The organism is Rhodococcus sp. NPDC057297 (genome assembly GCF_042667435.1).
Lineage (GTDB): Bacteria > Actinomycetota > Actinomycetes > Mycobacteriales > Mycobacteriaceae > Rhodococcoides.
The window spans coordinates 480,076-499,977 of sequence record NZ_JBHUZE010000004.1; the positions used below are offsets into that span (position 1 = coordinate 480,076).

Here is a 19,902-nt window from a genome sequence, read left to right on the forward strand (position 1 = left end):
CGCGTTCTGCTGTCCTGGTCGGTGATGGTGTCACCATCCAGGGACCGAAATCCAGTGGCGTCTAGCCGCGGATCATGTTGCGCAGCACGTACTGCAGGATGCCACCGTTGCGGTAGTAATCCGCCTCACCGGGGGTATCGATGCGCACCACTGCGTCGAACTCGACCTTGGTTCCGTCGGTCTTGGTGGCGGTGACGGCCATGGTCTTCGGCGTCACGCCCTCGTTCAGCTTCTCGATACCGACGATGTCGAAGGTCTCGGTGCCGTCGAGCTTCAGCGACTTCGCGCTCTCGCCCGCCGGGAACTGCAGCGGCACGACGCCCATGCCGATGAGGTTGGAGCGGTGGATCCGCTCGAACGATTCGGTGATGACGGCCTTGACGCCGAGCAGAGAGGTGCCCTTTGCTGCCCAGTCACGCGAGGATCCCGAGCCGTACTCCTTGCCGCCGAGGACGACGAGAGGAATGCCGGCGGCCTGGTAGTTCTGCGAGGCGTCGTAGATGAACGACTGCGGTCCACCGTCCTGGGTGAAGTCACGGGTGTATCCACCCGAGACGTCGTCGAGGAGTTGGTTCTTCAACCGGATGTTCGCGAACGTTCCGCGAATCATGACCTCGTGATTACCGCGGCGCGAACCGAGCGAGTTGTAATCCTTGCGCTCGACGCCGTGCGAGTCGAGGTACTGGGCTGCAGGCGTACCGGCCTTGATCGGTCCGGCCGGGCTGATGTGGTCGGTGGTGACCGAATCGCCGAGCAGGGCGAGGACGCGAGCGCCCGTGATGTCCTTGACCGGAGCCGGTTCCATCTCCATGCCGTCGAAGTACGGGGGCTTCCGCACGTACGTGGACTTGGGGTCCCAGTCGAAGGTGTCGCCCTCCGGGGTCGACAAGTTCTGCCAGCGGCTGTCACCGGCGAAGATTGTCTCGTAGGACTTACTGAACATGTCCCGGCTGATCGAGGACTGGATGGTCTCCTCGATTTCCTGCGAGGACGGCCAGATGTCCTTGAGGTACACGGGGTTACCCTCGTGATCGGTTCCGAGGGAATCGTTCTCGAAGTCGAAGTCCATCGTGCCTGCGAGGCCGTACGCGATGACGAGGGGAGGCGAAGCCAAGTAGTTCATCTTCACGTCGGGGGAGATGCGCCCCTCGAAGTTGCGGTTTCCGGACAACACGGCGGTGACCGAGAGGTCGTTGTCGTTGATCGCCTTGGAGATCGGCTCGAGCAGAGGGCCGGTGTTACCGATGCACGTGGTGCATCCGTAGCCACCGAGGTAGTACCCGAGCTTCTCGAGGTACGGCCACAGGCCTGCCTTCTCGTAGTAGTCGGTGACGACCTGAGATCCGGGGGCCATGTTGGTCTTGACCCACGGCTTGGTGGACAGGCCCTTCTCGACGGCGTTTCGAGCGAGCAGCGCCGCGCCGAGCATGACCGACGGGTTGGACGTGTTGGTGCAGGAAGTGATTCCTGCAACGACGACGGCACCGTGGTCCAATACGAATTCACCGGCCTCGTCGGTGACTACGCGAACGGGCTTGCTCGGGCGTCCTTCGGAACCGTAGGCGGCCGAACGAACGTCGACGGCGTCGTCTTCGGCGAAGCTCAGCGATGCGGGATCGCTGGCAGGGAAGGACTCGTTGAGTGCTTCGTCCAGCTTGCTGTCGCCCTCGTGCGCGGGGTGGTTTTCCTCGACGTAGTTGTGGATGTCCTTGCGGAAAGCGATCTTCGATTCCGACAGCAGGATTCGGTCCTGCGGACGCTTCGGTCCGGCGATGGACGGTACGACGGTGTTGAGGTCGAGTTCGATGTACTCGGAGTAGACGGCCTCGTTCTCGGGGTCGTGCCACATGCCCTGCTCTTTGGCGTATGCCTCGACGAGCGCCAGCTGCTCGTCGCTGCGGCCGGTCAGCCGCAGGTAGTTGATGGTCTCCTCGTCGATCGGGAAGATCGCTGCGGTGGAACCGAACTCGGGGCTCATGTTGCCCAGGGTCGCGCGGTTCGCGAGGGGGACCTCGGCCACGCCCTTACCGTAGAACTCGACGAACTTGCCGACGACACCGTGCTTGCGAAGCATTTCGGTGGCGGTCAACACCACGTCGGTTGCGGTGACGCCGGGCTGGATTTCACCGGAGAGCTTGAAGCCGACGACGCGGGGGATGAGCATCGAGACGGGCTGGCCGAGCATGGCTGCCTCTGCCTCGATACCGCCGACGCCCCACCCGAGAACACCGAGGCCGTTGACCATCGTCGTGTGCGAGTCGGTGCCGACACACGTGTCGGGGTATGCCTGGCCCTTACGGGTCATGACGGTGGGTGCGAGGTACTCGATGTTGACCTGGTGGACGATGCCCATGCCCGGGGGGACGACCTTGAAGTCGTCGAACGCGCCCTGGCCCCAGCGAAGGAACTGGTAGCGCTCGCCGTTCCGTTCGTACTCGAGGTCGACGTTGCGCTCGAGCGCGTCGGAGCGACCGAAGACATCCAGGATGACCGAGTGATCGATGACCATGTCGGCGGGAGAGAGCGGGTTGACCTTGTTCGGGTCGCCGCCGAGAGTGGTGACTGCTTCGCGCATGGTCGCAAGGTCGACGACGCATGGGACGCCGGTGAAGTCCTGCATGATGACTCGTGCGGGGGTGAACTGGATTTCGATGCTCGGGTCGGCCGAGGGGTCCCACGACGCGATCGAACGGATGTGGTCGGCGGTGATGTTGGCACCGTCTTCGGTGCGGAGGAGGTTCTCCGCGAGAACCTTCAGTGCGTAGGGCAACTTCTCGGCGCCAGGGAGGGCTGACAGGCGGAAGATCTCGTAGGAGTTGTCTCCGACTTCGAGGGTGCCCTTTGCACCGAACGAATCATTACTGGCGGTCACTTCAGCTCCACTCGTCTTGAGGCACACCGCCGACGGGGCTGTGTCGACGGTTGAAGCGAGACGCACCTCGCAGGCTGGTGCCGCTGGCTTGTTCGTCTCGCGGTCGAGTCTAACAGTACGCTTGTCCTGTTGAAACGAAGGGCAGCCTACATTGCAGGTCGACGGCCCTCGACTGTCGATCTTCGTCCAGCGAACCTGGCTACGCAATGCAGGGGAACCTCACTCGCAGGCGGGTAGCCCGGTAAGTCGCGAACCCGTCGGTCGCGGCGTCACGTAGTGTTCGTTCGTCGAGCACGGTCCGAACATCGACGACGTCCGGTACACCCGTGATGCCGAAAGGGCGAGTGCTCGACCGTCCCGATGCAGCTAGTGAACTGGAACCTTTCTGATGCCTGTACCCGGTCTTGCTTTCACGCCGATGTCGGCCGACGTACCTCCCGGTGTCGACGTCGACACGATCGTCGCGGAGGTCTCGGCGACCGGCGTCAGTGCACCGGCCTCGATCGAGAGCCAACTCGAGTCCGCGGTGGACCGCGCCGAGGAACACGGCATCGATCTGTCCATCGTCGTGGTGGAGGACAACCCGCGGCACGACTCCCAGTTGCGCGATCTGGCCACGGCTGTCGGCGCAGAGGACGGCGGGACCGTCTTGGTGCTGAGCCCGAATCAGGTGGGGTCGTTCAGCGACAGCGTCAGCCGAGTTGTTCTGGAAGCCGGGCAGGACCGCACCTACACCGGGGATCCGGTGGTCGCCGCGGACAATTTCGTCGACACTTTGATCGAGCCGAGTGCTCCCTGGACCGCAATCACGGCCGTGATTCTCGTCGTGGTCGCCGGAGCGTCCGCGGCCACCGCGTGGGTCAAGATCAAACGGCGGCGAACGAAGGCCGACGCACCCTCGTCGAGGGTTCCCCGAGCCTGAAGGATTCTCTCTCCGAGGGTTGCCTGCGCATCGCGCGAAAAAGTCCAAAAAAATGTTTCGGGCGAACACCCGAGTTCAGCGCGTTTTCACCGGTCGAATCACAAATGTGTCATTTGTGACTGGAGTTTCCTCAGTGCTCAAAGTGTCGTACGGTGCCTTTGGCACTGCTGGGGAAGGAGTGTCGCAGAAGGCAGAGGTGTATCCGAGTTGTCTCGGGAGGCCGATGCTTCGGGTGTGACCGGCGTGGTCTGCATCTGACGTGTTGCTGCGTGCTCTCTCCCTGCCCGGCGGATCGACGAGGACATCTTGGGGAAGGCTGTCCAGCGGTCCGTCCGGCGTCGACAGCTTCCTCGTGAAGCGGTCGCGAGCGCCGGGACCGAGGGAGACTTTTTGTGAGGCGTCGAGCTGATCGCGGCATTCGCCGTGGAGCGTTCTCTGCCACTGCACGACTACTGGTCGGGTCCGGACTGGTGATAGCGCTGCTCGGTGCCGTGTCCGGCACCGCTGCGGCCGTGCCACCACCTCCGCCGAATCCGTCCGACTCGGACATCGCTGCGGCCGGTTCACGGGTGGAGCAGCAGCTCGGCGCTGTCGGCCAGTTGATCAATCAGGTTGCCGCAGCCAATCAACAACTGGCGCAGCTCGACGCCGACGTCGCGATCAAGCGCGAAGACGTGAACAGGGCACTCGTCGACCTGCAGAACGCCCGCGATGCTGCCGACGTCGCCGCGCAACTGGTCGGCGTCGCACAGCAGGCACTTGCCGACGCAGGCACGCAGATTCAGGCTGCTCAAACCAAGTTCAACGATTTCGCGGTGTCGAGCTACACACAGGGCACAGGCGTGGCATCGATCTCGTCGTTCCTCGGGTCGACCGGGCCGGACGACGTACTCGATCGAGCGCAGGTGCTGAAGGTGCTGTCCTCCAGTCAGAATGCTGTTCTCGACGGACTGCAACGTGCGCGTACCGAGCAGGCGAACAAGGACTCCGCCGCCCGCGAGTCGAAGCAGCAGGCCGACGCCGCTGCCAGCGACGCGGAGAGCAAGAAGGCTGCCGCGGAAGACGCCATTGCCACTGCGCGGGCGGCCCTCGCAGCCCAGGCCGAGCAGAAGACAGCAATCGAGGCGCAACGCGATTCCGCGCAATCGCAACTGGACTCCGCACGATCCGAGGTTGCGGGACTCGAGGGTCAACGCGATGCGTACTCCGCCTGGGAACAACAGAAGGCTGCCGAGGACGCAGCAATCGCGGCGGCAGCAGCCGCCGCACGCGATGCTGCCGTCCAGGCGGCGGCCCGTGTCGCCGCGAATCAGGCCGCGTCCGCGGCAGCGGCGGCCGCAGCAGCCGGACAACGCTCGCACACCGCCATCGACGATTCGGACTCCAGCCCGTCACCGTCCACGTCGACGACGCCGAAGAAGCCACGCAGCAGTGGTCAGAGCAATCCTTCTCTTACCGGCAGTGCCGCCGTGGAACTCGTCATCGACCGCGGCATGTCGCAGTTGGGTGTGCCCTACTCGTGGGGTGGCGGAGACGAGAACGGGCCGACCAAAGGAATTCGTGACGGAGGTGTCGCCGACAGTTACGGGGACTACAACAAGGTCGGTTTCGACTGCTCCGGATTGATGATCTATGCGTTCGCCGGCCTGGGGATCTCACTCCCGCACTACACGGGTTACCAGTACACCGCGGGCAAGCAGGTTCCGTCCTCGGACATGAAGCGCGGAGACATGCTGTTCTACGGTCCGAACGCGAGCCAGCACGTCGCGTTGTACCTCGGTGACGGAAAAATGCTCGAGGCCCCTCAATCGGGCAGCGTCGTGAAGGTCTCGCCGGTCCGGTACGACGGCATGACCCCGTACGCAGTGCGCATGGTCTCCTGAATCGGTGTGCATGGTCTCCTGACCGCGGTACCGATAGGCTCGCCCGTGCGCGCCGGTAGCCTGGGGCGGGACCGTCGGCGCGTTCTGTCGTCACCTGCAATAGTTGGTGGCGGACATGGAGGAACGTGCCCGCGAAATGTCGAGTGGAAGCGGTGGATTGTTGGTGGCATCACGTGACGGCGTGTCGAACGGTGACGCATCGAAGGCCGACCTGTCGAAGGGCGACGGATCGAGGGGCGACGGATCGAACGGGGGAGTGTCGAACGTAAGTGCATCGCACGGTACGGAGCCGAAGACCGCGGGCGGGACTGCTTCGGTGGATGCCGTGAACGACCTCCAGCAGGACGTACGCATTCTCGAAAAGGCCGTGTACGAGGTCAAGCGCGTCATCGTCGGCCAGGATCGGCTTGTCGAGCGTATTCTTGTCGGCTTGCTCGCCCGCGGACACGTTCTGCTCGAGGGCGTTCCCGGAGTGGCCAAGACGCTCGCCGTGGAGACGTTCGCCAAGGTGGTCGGCGGTTCGTTCTCTCGTGTGCAGTTCACCCCGGACCTGGTGCCGACGGACTTGATCGGTACCCGCATCTACCGACAGGGACGCGAGGAGTTCGACACCGAACTGGGCCCTGTCGTCGCCAATTTCGTACTGGCGGACGAGATCAACCGTGCCCCGGCCAAGGTCCAGTCCGCGCTTCTCGAGGTGATGGCCGAACGGCACGTCTCCATCGGCGGCAAGACGTTCCCGATGCCCGATCCGTTCTTGGTGATGGCCACACAGAACCCGATCGAGAACGAAGGCGTGTACCCGCTTCCGGAAGCCCAGCGGGACCGCTTCCTGTTCAAGATCGTGGTGGATTACCCGTCGGTCGAGGAGGAGCGGGAGATCGTCTACCGGATGGGAACCGCGGTCCCCACGCCGAAGCAGATACTCGACCCGGCTGAGCTCGTCCGCTTGCAGAAAGTCGCGAGCAACGTCTTCGTGCATCACGCTCTCGTCGATTACGTCGTCCGAGTCATCGCGGCAACTCGAACACCGGAGCAGCTCGGTCTCGACGACGTCGCCAGTTGGATCGCTTACGGTGCATCCCCTCGTGCGACGCTCGGCATCATCTCGGCGTCTCGTGCACTTGCACTGCTCCGCGGACGTGACTACGTAGTTCCGCAGGATGTCCTCGAGGTCATTCCCGACGTGCTCCGGCACCGGCTCGTCCTGTCCTACGACGCTCTCGCCGACGAGGTCACGCCGGAGGACGTCATCACTCGCGTCCTGCAGACCGTGGGGCTTCCACAGGTTGCACCGCAAGCCGTCGGAGGTGGGCCGCAGCCGCCGGTTCCGAACCAGCAGCAGGGCCCCAACCCTCAGCAGCCACCTTTTGCGCAGCAGCCACCGTTTGCACAGCAGACGCCGAATGCACAGGTTCCCCACACGCCTCATCAGCCACCTCACCAGCAGCAACCGCATCCGCAGTCGGGTCAGTTCCCGGTGCCGGGCGGGCAGGGACCAGGACCGAGCATCGGTGCACCCCAGGGTCAGCAGGGTCATCAGGTTCCCCAGGGTCAGCAGGGGGCACAACCGGCCGGCAACGAGTCGGCCGCGGGTAGCCAGAAGCAGTGAGGGGACCGGCCGAAGGTGCCGTTCGGCGGCACGAGGCTCGCCCACCGTCGTTCCGGAGCGGGGAACTACGGGACCCGTCGCTCGCCGCTGCGCTCCGAACGCTCGAACTGACGGTTCGGCGTCGGCTCGACGGTGTACTTCACGGCGATCACCTCGGGTTGATTCCAGGCCCCGGGTCCGAGCCGGGGGATGCTCGCGAGTATCAGCCGGGCGACGACGTGCGTCAGATGGACTGGTCGGTGACGGCACGCACGACTCATCCGCACGTGCGCCAGTCGGTGGCGGATCGGGAGCTGGAAACGTGGATGGTTCTCGACCTGTCGGCAAGCCTCGACTTCGGAACCACCGGATGCGAGAAGCGCGACCTCGCCGTTGCCGCGGCCGCCGCGATCACGCATTTGACGGGGGGAGGCGGTAACCGGATCGGAGCGGTCGTTGCCAACGGCTCCACACTGACGCGAATTCCCGCGCGCGGTGGGCAGATTCACGCACAGTCGATGCTGCGAACGATCGCGACCACTCCCAGCGCAGTAGACGGTGTCCGAGGTGATCTGGTGGGCGCGATCGAGTCGCTTCGACGGCCGCAGCGCAGGCGCGGGATGGCGGTGATCATCAGCGATTTCCTCGGGCCGATCGACTGGGAACGGTCGCTGCGAGCAATCGCGGCGCGGCACGATGTCCTCGCCGTCGAAGTACTCGATCCGCGCGACCTCGAACTTCCCGACATAGGAGATGTGGTGCTGCACGACCCCGAATCAGGGCGCACCCGAGAGTTCAGCACCACGCCGCGGTTGCGGGCGGATTTCGCCGAGGCAGCAGCAGCGCACCGGAGCGACGTCGAGCGTGTGTTGCGCCGATGTGGGGCGCCGCGTCTTACCTTGCGGACCGACGGTGACTGGATCGCCGACGTGGTTCGATTCGTGTCCTCGCGGAGGCACACGCTCGGGGCAAGCGCTGCCAACACTGCACGGGCGGGTCGCCGGTGAGCTTGTCCGACTTCACCTCTCCGTGGTGGCTGCTGTTTCTGTTGGTCGTCGGCGCTCTCGTCGCCGGATACGTCGTCGTCCAGCGTCGCCGTCAGAAGAACACTCTGCTGTTCTCCAACATGGAGTTGCTGGAGAAGGTAGCTCCCAACCGGCCTGGGTATTGGCGGCACGTACCGACGGCTCTGGTGCTGGTAGGCCTGCTTCTGCTCACCGTTGCGCTGGCCGGACCGACGTCGGATCAACGGGTTCCGCGCAACCGCGCAACCGTCATGCTCGTGATCGACGTGTCGCTGTCCATGGAAGCGACCGACGTCGAACCGTCACGTCTGGCGGCAGCGCAGGAAGCCGGCAAATCGTTCGCCGACGGCTTGACTCCCGGCATCAACTTGGGACTGGTGGCGTTCGCCGGCACTGCTTCGGTACTGGTGTCGCCCACCGCGAATCGTGAAGCGACCAAAGCGGCGATCGACAAACTCCAGCTCAGCGAGCGCACAGCAACCGGAGAAGCGATCTTTACGTCACTGCAGTCGATCGACACTCTGGGCGCGGTACTCGGCGGCGGAGATGCTGCCCCACCTGCCCGCATCGTGCTTCTGTCGGACGGCAAGCAGACGGTGCCGGAGAACCCGGACGACCCGAGAGGCGGTTACACCGCGGCGCGTGCTGCTGCCGAGAAGGACGTGCCGATATCGACCATCTCGTTCGGAACGAGCTACGGCACCGTCGACATCGAGAGCGAATCGGGTTCGGAGAGAGTGCCGGTGCCGGTCGACGACCCGTCGCTCAAGGAAGTCGCCACATTGTCCGGCGGCAGTTTCTTCACGGCCTCGTCGTTGGAGGAACTACGGGCCGTCTACGACACTCTCGAGGAGCAGATCGGTTTCGAGATGACGCGGGGCGACGCGAGTAGACCGTGGCTGATTCTCGGCGTCTTGTTCACAGCGGCGGGGCTCGGTACGGCCTTGGTGCTTCGACAGCGTTTGCCCTGATTTACCGAATTCGTACCGATTCACTGTTATTACTCATGAGTAACACTGCTTTGTCATTCCAGCACGAACAGATAGGTTGCAGGCATGTCCACACCCGACTTCATCGCACGTTCCGTACTTGTCACCGGAGGTAACAGAGGCATCGGCCTTGCCATCGCTCAGCGACTCGCCGCCGACGGCCACAAGGTCGCCGTCACTCACCGTGGCTCGGGCGCGCCGGAAGGTCTGCTCGGCGTCGTGTGCGACGTCACCGATTCCGCATCCGTCGACGCTGCGTTCAAAGAGGTCGAGGAGAAGCAGGGGCCTGTCGAGGTTCTGGTGTCGAACGCAGGCATCACCGATGACACGTTGATCATGCGTATGAGCGAGGAACAGTTCTCCAAGGTCATCGACGCAAACCTGACCGGTGCATTTCGCGTTGCCAAGCGCGCGAGTCGGTCCATGCTCCGAGCGCGTTACGGACGCTTTGTCTTCCTTGGATCAGTCGTTGCGCTTGCCGGTACACCAGGACAGGCGAACTATGCGGCATCCAAAGCAGGTGTCATCGGGCTCGCTCGTTCGCTGACACGTGAGCTCGGCTCGCGTTCGATCACGGCCAATGTCGTCGCGCCAGGTTTCATCGACACTGAAATGACCCAGGCCTTGGACGAGAAATATCAGGAGATGGCTGTCAGCGCTATTCCCCTCGGTCGCAAGGGCACGACCGAGGAGGTGGCTGGCGTTATCAGTTGGCTCGCATCGGAGGACGCAGCATATGTGTCAGGTGCGGTCATTCCGGTCGATGGTGGCTTGGGCATGGGTCACTGATTTTCTTCGTTTTCTCTTTTCGATTCGATCTGTAAGGAATACACATGGGCGGACTGCTCGAAGGCAAGACAATACTCGTGACCGGCATCATCACCGATGCCTCGATCGCGTTCCACGCCGCCGCAATGGCGCAGAACCAGGGCGCGAAGGTCATCATCACCGGCTTCGACAGGCTCCGCCTGATCGACCGCATCGCGCAGCGGCTCCCGCAGCCGGTGCCCCCGGCGATCGAACTGGACGCAACCAACGAGGAGCACCTGGCCGCTCTGGCCGACCGCGTTCGCGAACTCGCACCCGAGGGTGTCGACGGCGTACTGCACTCCATCGCTTTCGCGCCGCGCACTCTGATGGGACCGGACGCGAAGCCGTTCCTGGACGGTCCGGGCCCCGACGCTTCGCGTGCGTTCGAGATCTCCGCATGGAGCTACGCCTCGCTGGCGCGTGCCGTTCTCCCCGTCATGAACGAGGGCGGATCGATCGTCGGAATGGACTTCGACCCGCGCACCGCCATGCCGTACTACAACTGGATGGGCGTTGCCAAGGCCGCGCTCGAGTCGGTCAACCGGTACGTCGCCCGCGAGGTCGGTCAGGCCAAGCGCGTTCGCTCGAACCTCGTTGCCGCAGGCCCTATCCGCACTTTGGCAGCCAAGGCCATCGCAGGCACAGCGACGGGCGATGCCGCCAAGATGCAGCAGCTCAACGAGTACTGGGACGGTGCATCGCCCATCGGTTGGAACTACGACGACCCGACGGCCGTTGCCAAGTCGATCGTTGCGCTTCTGTCCGATTGGCTGCCGGGCACCACCGGCTCGATCATCTACGTGGACGGCGGCGCGAGCCACAACACGTACCTCCCGGACAACGTCTGATTCTCTTCTCCGTACGCCCGGGGAGGGGCGTGTTCGGTCACATCCTCCTCGGGCGCACAATGGACCGATGACCGACTCTCGTGGTGTCGATGGTTTCGATGCGTTGCTGTTCCTGTCCTTCGGTGGCCCCGAAGACCCGTCACACGTTCGGCCGTTTCTCGAGAACGTCACCCGTGGACGCGGTGTGCCGCCCGAGCGGCTCGACGCGGTCGTCGAGCACTACATGCACTTCGGTGGAGTCTCGCCCATCAACGGACTCAACCGCGACATCATCGCGACGGTCGAATCCGAATTGGCATCGGCATCGATCTCCCTACCGGTGTACTTCGGTAACCGGAACTGGCATCCGATGGTCGAGGACACGGTCGCCCGGATGACCGAGGACGGTGTTCGCCGCGCGCTGGTGTTTCCGACGTCAGCTTGGGGTGGCTATTCCGGGTGCAGGCAATACCACGAGGACATCGCACGTGCTCGTGAATCGGTAGGTGACGGCGCACCCGAGTTGGTCAAGATCCGGCAGTTCTACGACCACCCCCTGATGATCGACTCCTTCGCCGACGCGATCACCGCCGCATTGGAACAGTTGCCTGCTGACAAACGTGCCGGAGCGCGACTCGTGTTCACTGCACATTCCATTCCCAGCGCGGCCGACGCGAACGCGGGGCCGCCTAAGGACGGCGGGCACCTGTACAGCAGACAAGTCGCCGACGCATCCCGGCTGGCTGCCGAGCGAGCAGGTTTCGAGGACTACGACCTGGTGTGGCAGTCGCGTTCCGGACCACCTCAGGTTCCGTGGCTCGAGCCCGACATCTGCGACCATCTCGAACTTCTGTCGGACAAGGGTGTCGACGCGGTTCTCGTGTGCCCGGTCGGGTTCGTGTCCGATCACCTCGAGGTGGTGTGGGATCTCGACACCGAGGCACGCGACAAGGCAGCCGAACTGTCCATGGCTTTCGCGCGCGTAGCAACGCCAGGCACGGATCCACGGTTCGCGAAGATGATCGTCGAGTTGGTGGGGGAGTACGTCGGCGACACCTCTCCCCGCGGGATCGGTAGCGTCCCCCGTTACGGTTCGACGGCAAACGGTGATCGCTGCGCACTCAACTGCTGCGAGCAACCTGCGCGTCGTCGTCCGGTCGGCGCACCTCGCTGACGCAACGCACACTCGTCGGCCCCGACTCGGCTCCGCTCAGGCCCGAGGCGCTCCCTCTTCGATGCTGCGCGCCACAGCGCTGAGTCGCGCAGCCCGCACGGCCGACCACAGAGGCCGTATGAGGTTCTCCCTCGCTACCTCTGCTGCAGCGGTAGGAGCCTCGGTGGGTGAATCGTGCTGAGCAACGGACAGTATCGCGGACACCCGGTCGGCCGACTCCAGCACACGAAGCGCTCGTTCGGGAGTTTCGATCGGATAGCGATGTCGCGCAAGCGATTCCAACTCGGCGGCAATCCGAGTGCGGGGGTCACCGTTCGGAGTGCGCGTCGGCAGTGCCGACATGGTTCCGAGAGCCTCGGCGGCACCGCGCACGGCGTCGCGCATCGCGTATTCCGCCTCGCCCAGTGAGAAGTCGCGTACGAAGTGATCGGGAACCCGGACGGTGTGCACCGTCCAGCGCATCACGTCCGGGCCCTCGACGGTAGGTACCAGACCGATTCCGTCGGCTCCGGGAGCGCCGACGAGAACAGCCTGACCGGTGACCAGTGCCGCACGGGAGAACGCGGTACCGGGCGTGAGATTCTGCGCAGATCCAGGCGAGGGAAGAAGCAGTTCGATTCCTGGGTTCCCCGGCTGTCGGGCACCGCCCGGCGCGCGGCCAGACGTCGCACGCACGAGCGTCAACAACGCTGCGATGCCGTCGGCACGCGGGCTCGGCCAGGCCAGCGACGCGGAGGCCGCGGTTGCCTCGTCCGCAGCCACGACCAGATGCATCGGCGCCCATTCGGCCATGGCGTCGATCACGTCGTCCGGTGCGCTCACGCCGGCCAACCACGAACTCGCCCATACGGCGAGGCTTGCACTGGGAGAACTCACGGCTCACCAGTTTAGGCCGGGAGTGGAGCTTGCAGAAATGACCCGGGAGAAGCCGGGAGTGGAGCCTGCAGAAATGACCAGGGAGAAGCCGGGAGTGGAGCCTGCAGAAATGACCCGGGAGAAGCCGGGAGTGGAGCCTGCAGAAATGACCCGTGAGTCGAGGCTTTCGAACGGCGTGGCGTTCGGCTCGAGTGCTGTGGGTTCGGCTAGCGTGTTCGGCCGTGGCGGATATGTACGGGTCGGACATTCTTGCGGGTCACAGTCGGATGCGGAAGGTCCCTGCGCCGCAGGTTCCGGCCGAGCGTGGGCTCGTGGTCGAGGACGCGGCGACCGGGTACTGCGGCGCTGTCGTGGGGTTCGAGCGAACCTACGACGGTGATTTCGTGCGCCTGGAGGACGCGGCACGAACCACACGTCTGTTCGCGTTGCGCGAGGCTGCGTTCCTGATCGACGGAAAGCGGGTGACGTTGGTACGTGCCGCTGTGGCTCCGAAGGCGGGCCCCTCTCGGTCGGCGTCGGGTTCCACCCGTGTCGAAGGGCTGCGTGCTCGTACGGCTCGTGCGAGCCGCATCTGGGTCGAGGGTGTCCACGACGCCGCTCTGGTCGAGCGGGTGTGGGGTCACGATCTGCGTGTCGAAGGAGTTGTGGTCGAGCACCTCGAGGGTCTCGACAATCTCGGTGAGCGTCTCGCGGAGTTCGAGCCCGGTCCTGGGCGCCGTGTCGGTGTGCTCGTCGACCATCTCGTGACGGGTTCGAAGGAGTCGAAACTGACCACGTCCTTGGGTCCGCATGTGCTCGTGACGGGCCATCCGTACATCGACGTCTGGGAAGCGGTGCGTCCCAAGGCAGTTGGTATTGCTGCATGGCCGCGGATTCCGCGCGGCGAGGATTGGAAGACCGGTATCTGCCGGGAGCTGGGGTGGGGATCTCCGCGCGACGGTTGGCGACGTGTGTACGAATCGGTGTCCAGTTTCCGCGATCTCGAGGCGCCGTTGATCGGTGCGGTCGAGCAGCTGGTCGATTTCGTCACCGAGCCCCAGTGACCGAGCCCCCGTTGACTCGGCGCCGGTAATCGCAGTGCAGTAACCGCGCTGCAGTAACCGCGCTGCAGTAACCGATCGGTTGCTGCAGTGAGTTGTCACCTCGGTCTCACCGGCAGATGTCCGATTTGTGGTTCACTGGGGGTGTGGCAGCGATTATCTGGCTCATCGCGGGCGTCCTCCTTGCGGCGGCCGAGGCACTGACGGGTGATTTCTTCCTGCTGATGATCGCCGGAGGGGCCCTGGCAACGGCCGGAGTGTCGTCGATAACAGATTTTCCGGTGTGGGTCGATGCCGTGGTGTTCGCCGTCGTGTCGTTGGCCCTCGTTCTCGGGGTGCGTCCGATTCTGCTGCGCAAGTTCGCGAAACCGCCTGTCCTGCCGACCGGAATCGAGGCGTTGTCGGGCAAGAGTGCGCTGGTGCTCGAACAGGTGTCGGCCACCGAAGGTCAGGTGAAGATCGGCGGTGAGGTGTGGACGGCGCGTCCTCTGGATTCCACCGAGGTGTACGCGCCGGGGATCACAGTGACCGTGATGGAAATAGACGGCGCAACTGCGCTCGTGTGGAGAGGACCGTAGTCGAACATGGCAGCACTCATCGTTCTGGGCGTGATCGTCCTTCTTGTCGTCGTTCTGGTGGCCAAATCGGTTGCGCTGGTACCGCAGGCCGAGGCCGCGGTGATCGAGCGGCTCGGTAGGTATTCGAAGACTGTGTCGGGGCAGCTGACGTTCCTCGTTCCGTTCGTCGATCGGGTTCGCGCGAAAGTCGATCTGCGAGAACGGGTTGTGTCCTTTCCACCGCAGCCGGTGATCACGAAGGACAACTTGACGGTGTCGATCGACACTGTCGTGTACTTCCAGGTCACCAATCCTCAGGCCGCCGTCTACGAGATCAACAACTACATCGTGGGCGTGGAGCAGTTGACGACGACCACGTTGCGCAACGTCGTCGGTGGCATGACCTTGGAGGAGACGCTCACGTCTCGCGACTCCATCAACGGCCAATTGCGCGGGGTCCTGGACGAGGCGACCGGGCGATGGGGCCTGCGCGTGGCACGTGTGGAACTGAAGAGCATCGATCCGCCGCCGTCGATCCAGGAGTCGATGGAGAAGCAGATGAAGGCCGACCGTGAGAAACGAGCGACGATCCTGACGGCGGAGGGACACCGCGAGTCCGCGATCAAGACGGCCGAGGGTGACAAGCAGAGTCGGATCCTTGCAGCCGAGGGCGCCAAGCAGGCGTCGATTCTCACGGCCGAGGGTGAGCGTCAGTCCAGAATTCTTCGGGCCCAAGGCGATCGGGCTGCGAAGTACCTTCAGGCGCAGGGACAGGCCAAGGCAATCGAAAAGGTCTTCGCGGCCATCAAAGCGGGCAAGCCGACGCCCGAACTCTTGGCCTACCAGTACATGCAGACGCTGCCTCAGATGGCGCAGGGTGACGCCAACAAGGTCTGGATGATCCCCAGCGACTTCGGAGATGCGTTGAAGGGATTCGCCAAGACCCTCGGCGCACCAGGGGAAGACGGTGTGTTCCGGTTCCAGCCGAGCGACACCTCGGGTACGGACACCAAACCCGAGGACGACTCGGAAGAAGTCGCGGATTGGTTCGAGACGAAGAGCGATCCGGCTGTCGCGGAGGCCGTGGCGGCTGCGGAAGCCGTTGCGCGCACGCCCGTCGACACCTCCCTTGCTCCCGACCCCAGTCTGACGAAAGGGCTCGACGTAGGCGAGCTGTCGGCGGGGCCGGCGCATCAGCAGTGGACTGCGCCTCAGGCTGAACCGGAGCGGTAAGAAGCGGGGCGGGTCGTCGCAGTTCGCGCTGCCGGTCGGACGGTCAGGTGGTCGATCGGTCAGGTGGTCGATCGGTCAGGTGGTCGATCGGTCAGGTGGTCAGGGCGAGGCCGACTCCGCAGACGGCGACGGCCCACATGACACTCGCGAAGGTGCCGATGATGAACTGCTCGGAGGCCGACGTCGCGGCAGGCGACTGGGCTGACGGCTCGCTGGCACGCAGTTCCGGATAGCGGGCAAGCCCTTTGACGGCCAGGACGATCGCGATGCCCTCCGGCCAACCGGACAGGATGGATGCCGCGACCGCCGTGCGCTCGAGGACTCCGATGGTGCGTCCGCCGTGCAGTGGTCCCGGCGAATCGTCGGGTCCGGGCGTGCCGCTCCGCCGGGCAACTGCGAAGACCGCCGGAACGATGCCGGAACCGCCTACAGCGCCTACGGCGACCGTGACCACGTACGTGGTGGCCAACATGAATCCGTGTACCGGGTCGGTCAGAGACGCGCAGACGGCAGCGATCGCGAGCAGACCCACGGACGTGACTGCAGGCACCCACGTCGGCAGCCGGGTGGGCAGTCGGCCTGTTGACGGGGCGATCGACGCCGTGGCCGAGGCGACCAGAAGTATCTGCGTCATGACGGTCGTCAGTGCCGAAACGGACATCGGTTTCTCCCTCGAATGTGCCTGCCGTGCCGAGCCGTCACAGTCGGTCCTCGTGACCGGACAGGTCGCTCAGTAGATGTTCGGCCAGTGTTCGCCCGCCCGATTCGATACTCCACCTCGCCACCGACAATCTCTGTGACATCGCTTGCTTGCTGATGCCGAGTATCTCGGCGGCGCTGGTCTGCGTGTGGCCGGCAGTCATGAGGTCCACTGCGGCGTGGCCTTGCTCGGTTCGGTCGGTGACGAGCAGTGCGACCAGGATCAGTGCTGTCTCGGCGTCCGCTGCGGCGGCGGCGAGATCGTCGCGTGCGCTGGCGACTGCGACGCCACCCGGTGCGTTCTTGGCTCGGGTCACGGCGTCACGGGCTGCTTCGAACGCGTGTCCTCGTCCGGCCCGGGTGGTGGTGGGGAGCGGGAGTTCGACGGCGCCGACTCCGATGCCGATACTCCAGTGCTGTTCGCGGGCGAGGCGTAGTGCGACGTCGACGACGGTGCGCGCTCCGGTGGGCGAGTTCTCCACGACGGCCTGAACCTCGTCGCCCGCGGTTCGGTCGAACGGACGGAGGAGCGGCACGCCGTGCATGGCCTCGAGTAGGTCTTCGACGCGATCGCGTTCGCGTCGGCTTCCACGCTGATCGATCGTCATGACAAACATTCGTCAAGGCTAGTGCCTTGAAATATGCAAGTCAACGTTTTTGACTTGACTCCTGAATATCAAGCTCCGCGGCTTGACGTGCCCGGGTTCGACCGCGCGTCGTCAGGCGCCAGTCCACGATCAGGCCCAGCACGCCCAGTGCAATGCAGGACGCCGACAACGCGAGCATCACCGGATCGGCGTTCCCGCCCAGCGCATCGCCCAGCACCACGATGCCCACTGTTCCGGGCACGACTCCGACGGCAGTGGCCAACGCGAACGGGGCGATGCGAATCGACGACACCCCGCAGCAGTAGTTGACCACCGAGAACGGAACGGGCGCGATCAACCGCAGCGAGCCCACCGCGAGCCAGCCTCGGCGAGCCAGGCTGTCGTCGATGGCCTTGACCGCCGGGTGGGTCATCCTGGTTGCGAACCATTCCCGACCTACTGCCCGGACCATGAGCAGCGCGATCACCGCGCTGACCGTGGACGCGCCGACGGTGACCACGATGCCGGTCACCGACCCGAACAAGACGCCCGCGGCAAGGGTGAAGAGCGTACGAGGGATCGGGGCAACCGTGACCAGTGCGTGCACGGCGAAGAACACGAGTGGGAACGCGGGACCGATCGAATGCGACCACTCGCGGATCTGAGCGACGGACGGATGTGGCGTGAAAGCTGCAGCGAGAGCGAGGACCAGGAGAAGGAGAACGAGGCCGATGAGCCGGGGGTCTCGAAAGCGCCTCTTCACATTCGCCGACAGTACCGGCAACCGCCCGGCAGCGACGCTTGCCGAACCGATGCCCGCGCAGGCATGAGGTGATCCTCACGATAGTCTTCCAACAATCGCGGTTAACATCACAGACGTCGTAATTTGTCGATCTGCGTGCCGATCGAGTCGAGGGAGCAGTCACTGTGTCCGTTGCTTCACCAGAGAGCGCTTCGCAAGATGACGCTTCCATCAGTGCGTATGTCGTGTGGCAGAAGGCCGTCGCGGGCGTCCTCGCGAAGTCGAGACGAGTGGACGTCGCGGACCTTCCGGTCGATGCGGAGCACCTGCTCGACGCAGTGACCTACGACGGAGTCTCGATCGCGCCGCTCTACGGTGTGCGCGACGAGCAACCGGAACATCCGCTGCCGGGCGTCCACCCGTTCGTTCGTGGCCGTGACCGTACTCGCGACGTGAACGCCGGCTGGACCGTCAGTGCGAAGTTCGGTGCAGGGAACTCCGACCCGGAGTCCATCAACGAATCCATTCTGGACGGGTTGAACAACGGAATCAGTGGAGTGTGGCTCTCGATCGGTGGATCCGGACTTCCGGCGACCGGGGTAGCGCGTGCGCTGGACGGTGTTCTGTTGGATCTGGCTCCGGTGGTCGTCGACGCCGGGTCGGACGTCGCCGCGGCAGCCGACGCGATCTTCGCGGTGGCGGATTCCTCGAAGCTCGAAGACCGTGCCGCTGTCGACATCCGCTTGGGCGCTGCGCCGCTGACGGCCCGATTCGCCGGTGTCGGCGCTGTGAGCGTCGACGATGCGGTCGCGCTCGCCGTTCGCTCCGAGGCTCGTCCCGAGACCGTGCGCGCGATCACGGTGGACGGCACCGTGTTTCACAATGCCGGAGCGAGCGATACCCAGGAGGTGGGTGCATCGGTCGCGGCCGGATTGGAATACCTGCGTGCGCTGACCGCAGCAGGGTTGACGGCCGAGCAGGCTCTGGGGCAGATCGAGTTCCGTTTCGCTGCCACGGACGACCAATTCCAGACGATCGCAAAGTTCCGTGCAGCTCGAATGACGTGGGCGCGGGTGGCTCAGGTCATCGGCGCGCCGGACGCGGGCGGCGCCCCACAACACGCCGTCACCTCCGAGGCGATGATGAGCCAGCGTGATCCGTGGGTGAACATGCTGCGTACCACGCTTGCTTCGTTCGGTGCAGGCATCGGTGGGGCAGACGCGGTGACCGTGCTGCCCTTCGACGCTGCCCTCGACGGTGGCGCTGCCGGAGTGTCGAAGACCTTTGCGGCCAGGATCGCTCGCAACACGCAGCTGCTGTTGCTCGAGGAATCGCATTTGGGGAGGGTGCTCGATCCGGGTGCCGGGTCCTGGTACATCGAGAAGCTCACCGACGACCTTGCGGCGAGAGCGTGGGAGTTCACCCAGAGCATCGAATCCGACGGAGGGTATCTCGCCGCGCTCGACTCGGGGTCGATGGCGGTTGCCATAGACCAGACGAAGGCGCAGCGCGATTCCGACGTTGCGCACCGGCGTACGCCGTTGACCGGAGTGAACGAGTTCCCGAACCTGGCCGAGGCGCCGATACCGCCCCAACCTGCCGCCACCGTCGCCCGGTACGGCGCTGCGTTCGAGGCGCTGCGAGACCGGTCGGATGCCTACCTGCTCCAACACGATGTGCGTCCACTTGCGCTTCTGGCACCGATCGGATCGGTTGCCGAGCACAACGTGCGAACGACCTTCGCGGCCAACCTCCTTGCATCCGGTGGAATCCACACCGAGAACCCGGGGCCACTGACCACCGATACGATCGCGGACGCGGTGCGCAGTTCCGGAGCACGGGTGGCGGTGCTGTGCGGTACCGACAAGCGGTACGTCGACGAAGCGGGACCGGCGGTACTTGCATTGCGTCGAGCGGGGATCGAGCGTGTTCTTCTCGCCGGGCCCGAGAAGGTCTTCGGCCGCCCCGACGCTGATTCCGGTGTCGACGATGCGAGCCGCCCTGACGACTTCCTCACCGCCAAGGTCGACGCTGTTGCCGTGTTGACCGATCTTCTCGATTACCTGGGAGCCTGA

17 protein-coding genes are annotated in these 19,902 nt (G+C 64.6%); 12 read left to right on the forward strand and 5 right to left on the reverse strand.

The features are described 5' to 3' along the window. Nucleotides 1-61: 61 nt before the first annotated feature. Nucleotides 62-2,872 carry an aconitate hydratase gene (locus ACFULT_RS15705; RefSeq protein WP_378481851.1) on the reverse strand — a complete coding sequence of 937 codons (2,811 nt, stop codon included), beginning with the start codon at nt 2,870-2,872 and terminating at the stop codon, nt 62-64. Nucleotides 2,873-3,260: 388 nt separating this feature from the next. Here ACFULT_RS15705 and ACFULT_RS15710 point away from each other — a divergent pair, with 388 nt between their 5' ends. The 8 genes from ACFULT_RS15710 (at nt 3,261) to ACFULT_RS15745 (ending at nt 12,093) form a co-directional block, all read left to right on the forward strand. Then, complete coding sequence (locus ACFULT_RS15710) at nt 3,261-3,794, forward strand: DUF6676 family protein (protein WP_037113216.1); 534 nt, start codon at nt 3,261-3,263, stop codon at nt 3,792-3,794. Between the two features lie 392 nt (nt 3,795-4,186). Then, nucleotides 4,187-5,677 carry an NlpC/P60 family protein gene (locus ACFULT_RS15715; RefSeq protein WP_037113218.1) on the forward strand — a complete coding sequence of 497 codons (1,491 nt, stop codon included), beginning with the start codon at nt 4,187-4,189 and terminating at the stop codon, nt 5,675-5,677. A gap of 316 nt (nt 5,678-5,993) precedes the next feature. Then, complete coding sequence (locus ACFULT_RS15720; protein ID WP_378481912.1) at nt 5,994-7,289, forward strand: AAA family ATPase; 1,296 nt, start codon at nt 5,994-5,996, stop codon at nt 7,287-7,289. Beyond that, a complete protein-coding gene (locus ACFULT_RS15725; protein WP_094721659.1) occupies nt 7,286-8,275 on the forward strand; it encodes a DUF58 domain-containing protein in 990 nt (329 codons plus the stop codon). The genes ACFULT_RS15720 and ACFULT_RS15725 overlap by 4 nt, the downstream gene beginning before the upstream one ends. Continuing rightward, nucleotides 8,272-9,264, forward strand: coding sequence for a VWA domain-containing protein (locus tag ACFULT_RS15730; protein WP_378481852.1), 993 nt, complete (start codon nt 8,272-8,274; stop codon nt 9,262-9,264). Before ACFULT_RS15725 ends, ACFULT_RS15730 begins: the two co-directional genes overlap by 4 nt. An 84-nt stretch (nt 9,265-9,348) precedes the next feature. Further along, nucleotides 9,349-10,071, forward strand: coding sequence for a 3-oxoacyl-ACP reductase FabG1 (gene fabG1 / locus ACFULT_RS15735; RefSeq protein WP_037142311.1), 723 nt, complete (start codon nt 9,349-9,351; stop codon nt 10,069-10,071). A gap of 44 nt (nt 10,072-10,115) precedes the next feature. Beyond that, a complete protein-coding gene (gene inhA, locus ACFULT_RS15740; protein WP_020110096.1) occupies nt 10,116-10,940 on the forward strand; it encodes an NADH-dependent enoyl-ACP reductase InhA in 825 nt (274 codons plus the stop codon). A 67-nt stretch (nt 10,941-11,007) separates the two neighbouring features. Further along, nucleotides 11,008-12,093 carry a ferrochelatase gene (locus tag ACFULT_RS15745; protein WP_037113220.1) on the forward strand — a complete coding sequence of 362 codons (1,086 nt, stop codon included), beginning with the start codon at nt 11,008-11,010 and terminating at the stop codon, nt 12,091-12,093. 36 nt (nt 12,094-12,129) lie between these two features. On the opposite strand, the gene ACFULT_RS15750 is transcribed toward ACFULT_RS15745, so the two are convergent. Next, nucleotides 12,130-12,969, reverse strand: a complete 840-nt coding sequence (locus ACFULT_RS15750; RefSeq protein ID WP_378481853.1) for a hypothetical protein — start codon at nt 12,967-12,969, stop codon at nt 12,130-12,132. Nucleotides 12,970-13,199: 230 nt separating this feature from the next. Here ACFULT_RS15750 and ACFULT_RS15755 point away from each other — a divergent pair, with 230 nt between their 5' ends. From ACFULT_RS15755 to ACFULT_RS15765, 3 genes are all read left to right on the forward strand, one after another. Beyond that, nucleotides 13,200-14,012, forward strand: coding sequence for a DUF3097 domain-containing protein (locus tag ACFULT_RS15755; protein ID WP_037113221.1), 813 nt, complete (start codon nt 13,200-13,202; stop codon nt 14,010-14,012). Nucleotides 14,013-14,155: 143 nt separating this feature from the next. Continuing rightward, a complete protein-coding gene (locus tag ACFULT_RS15760; RefSeq protein WP_378481854.1) occupies nt 14,156-14,587 on the forward strand; it encodes an NfeD family protein in 432 nt (143 codons plus the stop codon). Nucleotides 14,588-14,593: 6 nt separating this feature from the next. Next, nucleotides 14,594-15,799 carry an SPFH domain-containing protein gene (locus ACFULT_RS15765; RefSeq protein WP_037113224.1) on the forward strand — a complete coding sequence of 402 codons (1,206 nt, stop codon included), beginning with the start codon at nt 14,594-14,596 and terminating at the stop codon, nt 15,797-15,799. A gap of 91 nt (nt 15,800-15,890) precedes the next feature. Here ACFULT_RS15765 and ACFULT_RS15770 read toward each other — a convergent pair whose 3' ends face one another. From ACFULT_RS15770 to ACFULT_RS15780, 3 genes are read right to left on the reverse strand one after another with little or no spacing between them, the layout of a single operon-like run. Continuing rightward, nucleotides 15,891-16,460 carry a hypothetical protein gene (locus ACFULT_RS15770; RefSeq protein WP_378481855.1) on the reverse strand — a complete coding sequence of 190 codons (570 nt, stop codon included), beginning with the start codon at nt 16,458-16,460 and terminating at the stop codon, nt 15,891-15,893. 37 nt (nt 16,461-16,497) lie between these two features. Then, complete coding sequence (locus ACFULT_RS15775; RefSeq protein ID WP_037113227.1) at nt 16,498-17,115, reverse strand: hypothetical protein; 618 nt, start codon at nt 17,113-17,115, stop codon at nt 16,498-16,500. A gap of 31 nt (nt 17,116-17,146) precedes the next feature. Then, a complete protein-coding gene (locus ACFULT_RS15780; protein WP_378481856.1) occupies nt 17,147-17,848 on the reverse strand; it encodes a TVP38/TMEM64 family protein in 702 nt (233 codons plus the stop codon). 164 nt (nt 17,849-18,012) lie between these two features. On the opposite strand from ACFULT_RS15780, the gene ACFULT_RS15785 reads away from it, so the two are divergent. After that, on the forward strand, nt 18,013-19,902 hold the full coding sequence (locus tag ACFULT_RS15785; RefSeq protein ID WP_378481857.1) for a methylmalonyl-CoA mutase family protein: 1,890 nt from the start codon (nt 18,013-18,015) through the stop codon (nt 19,900-19,902).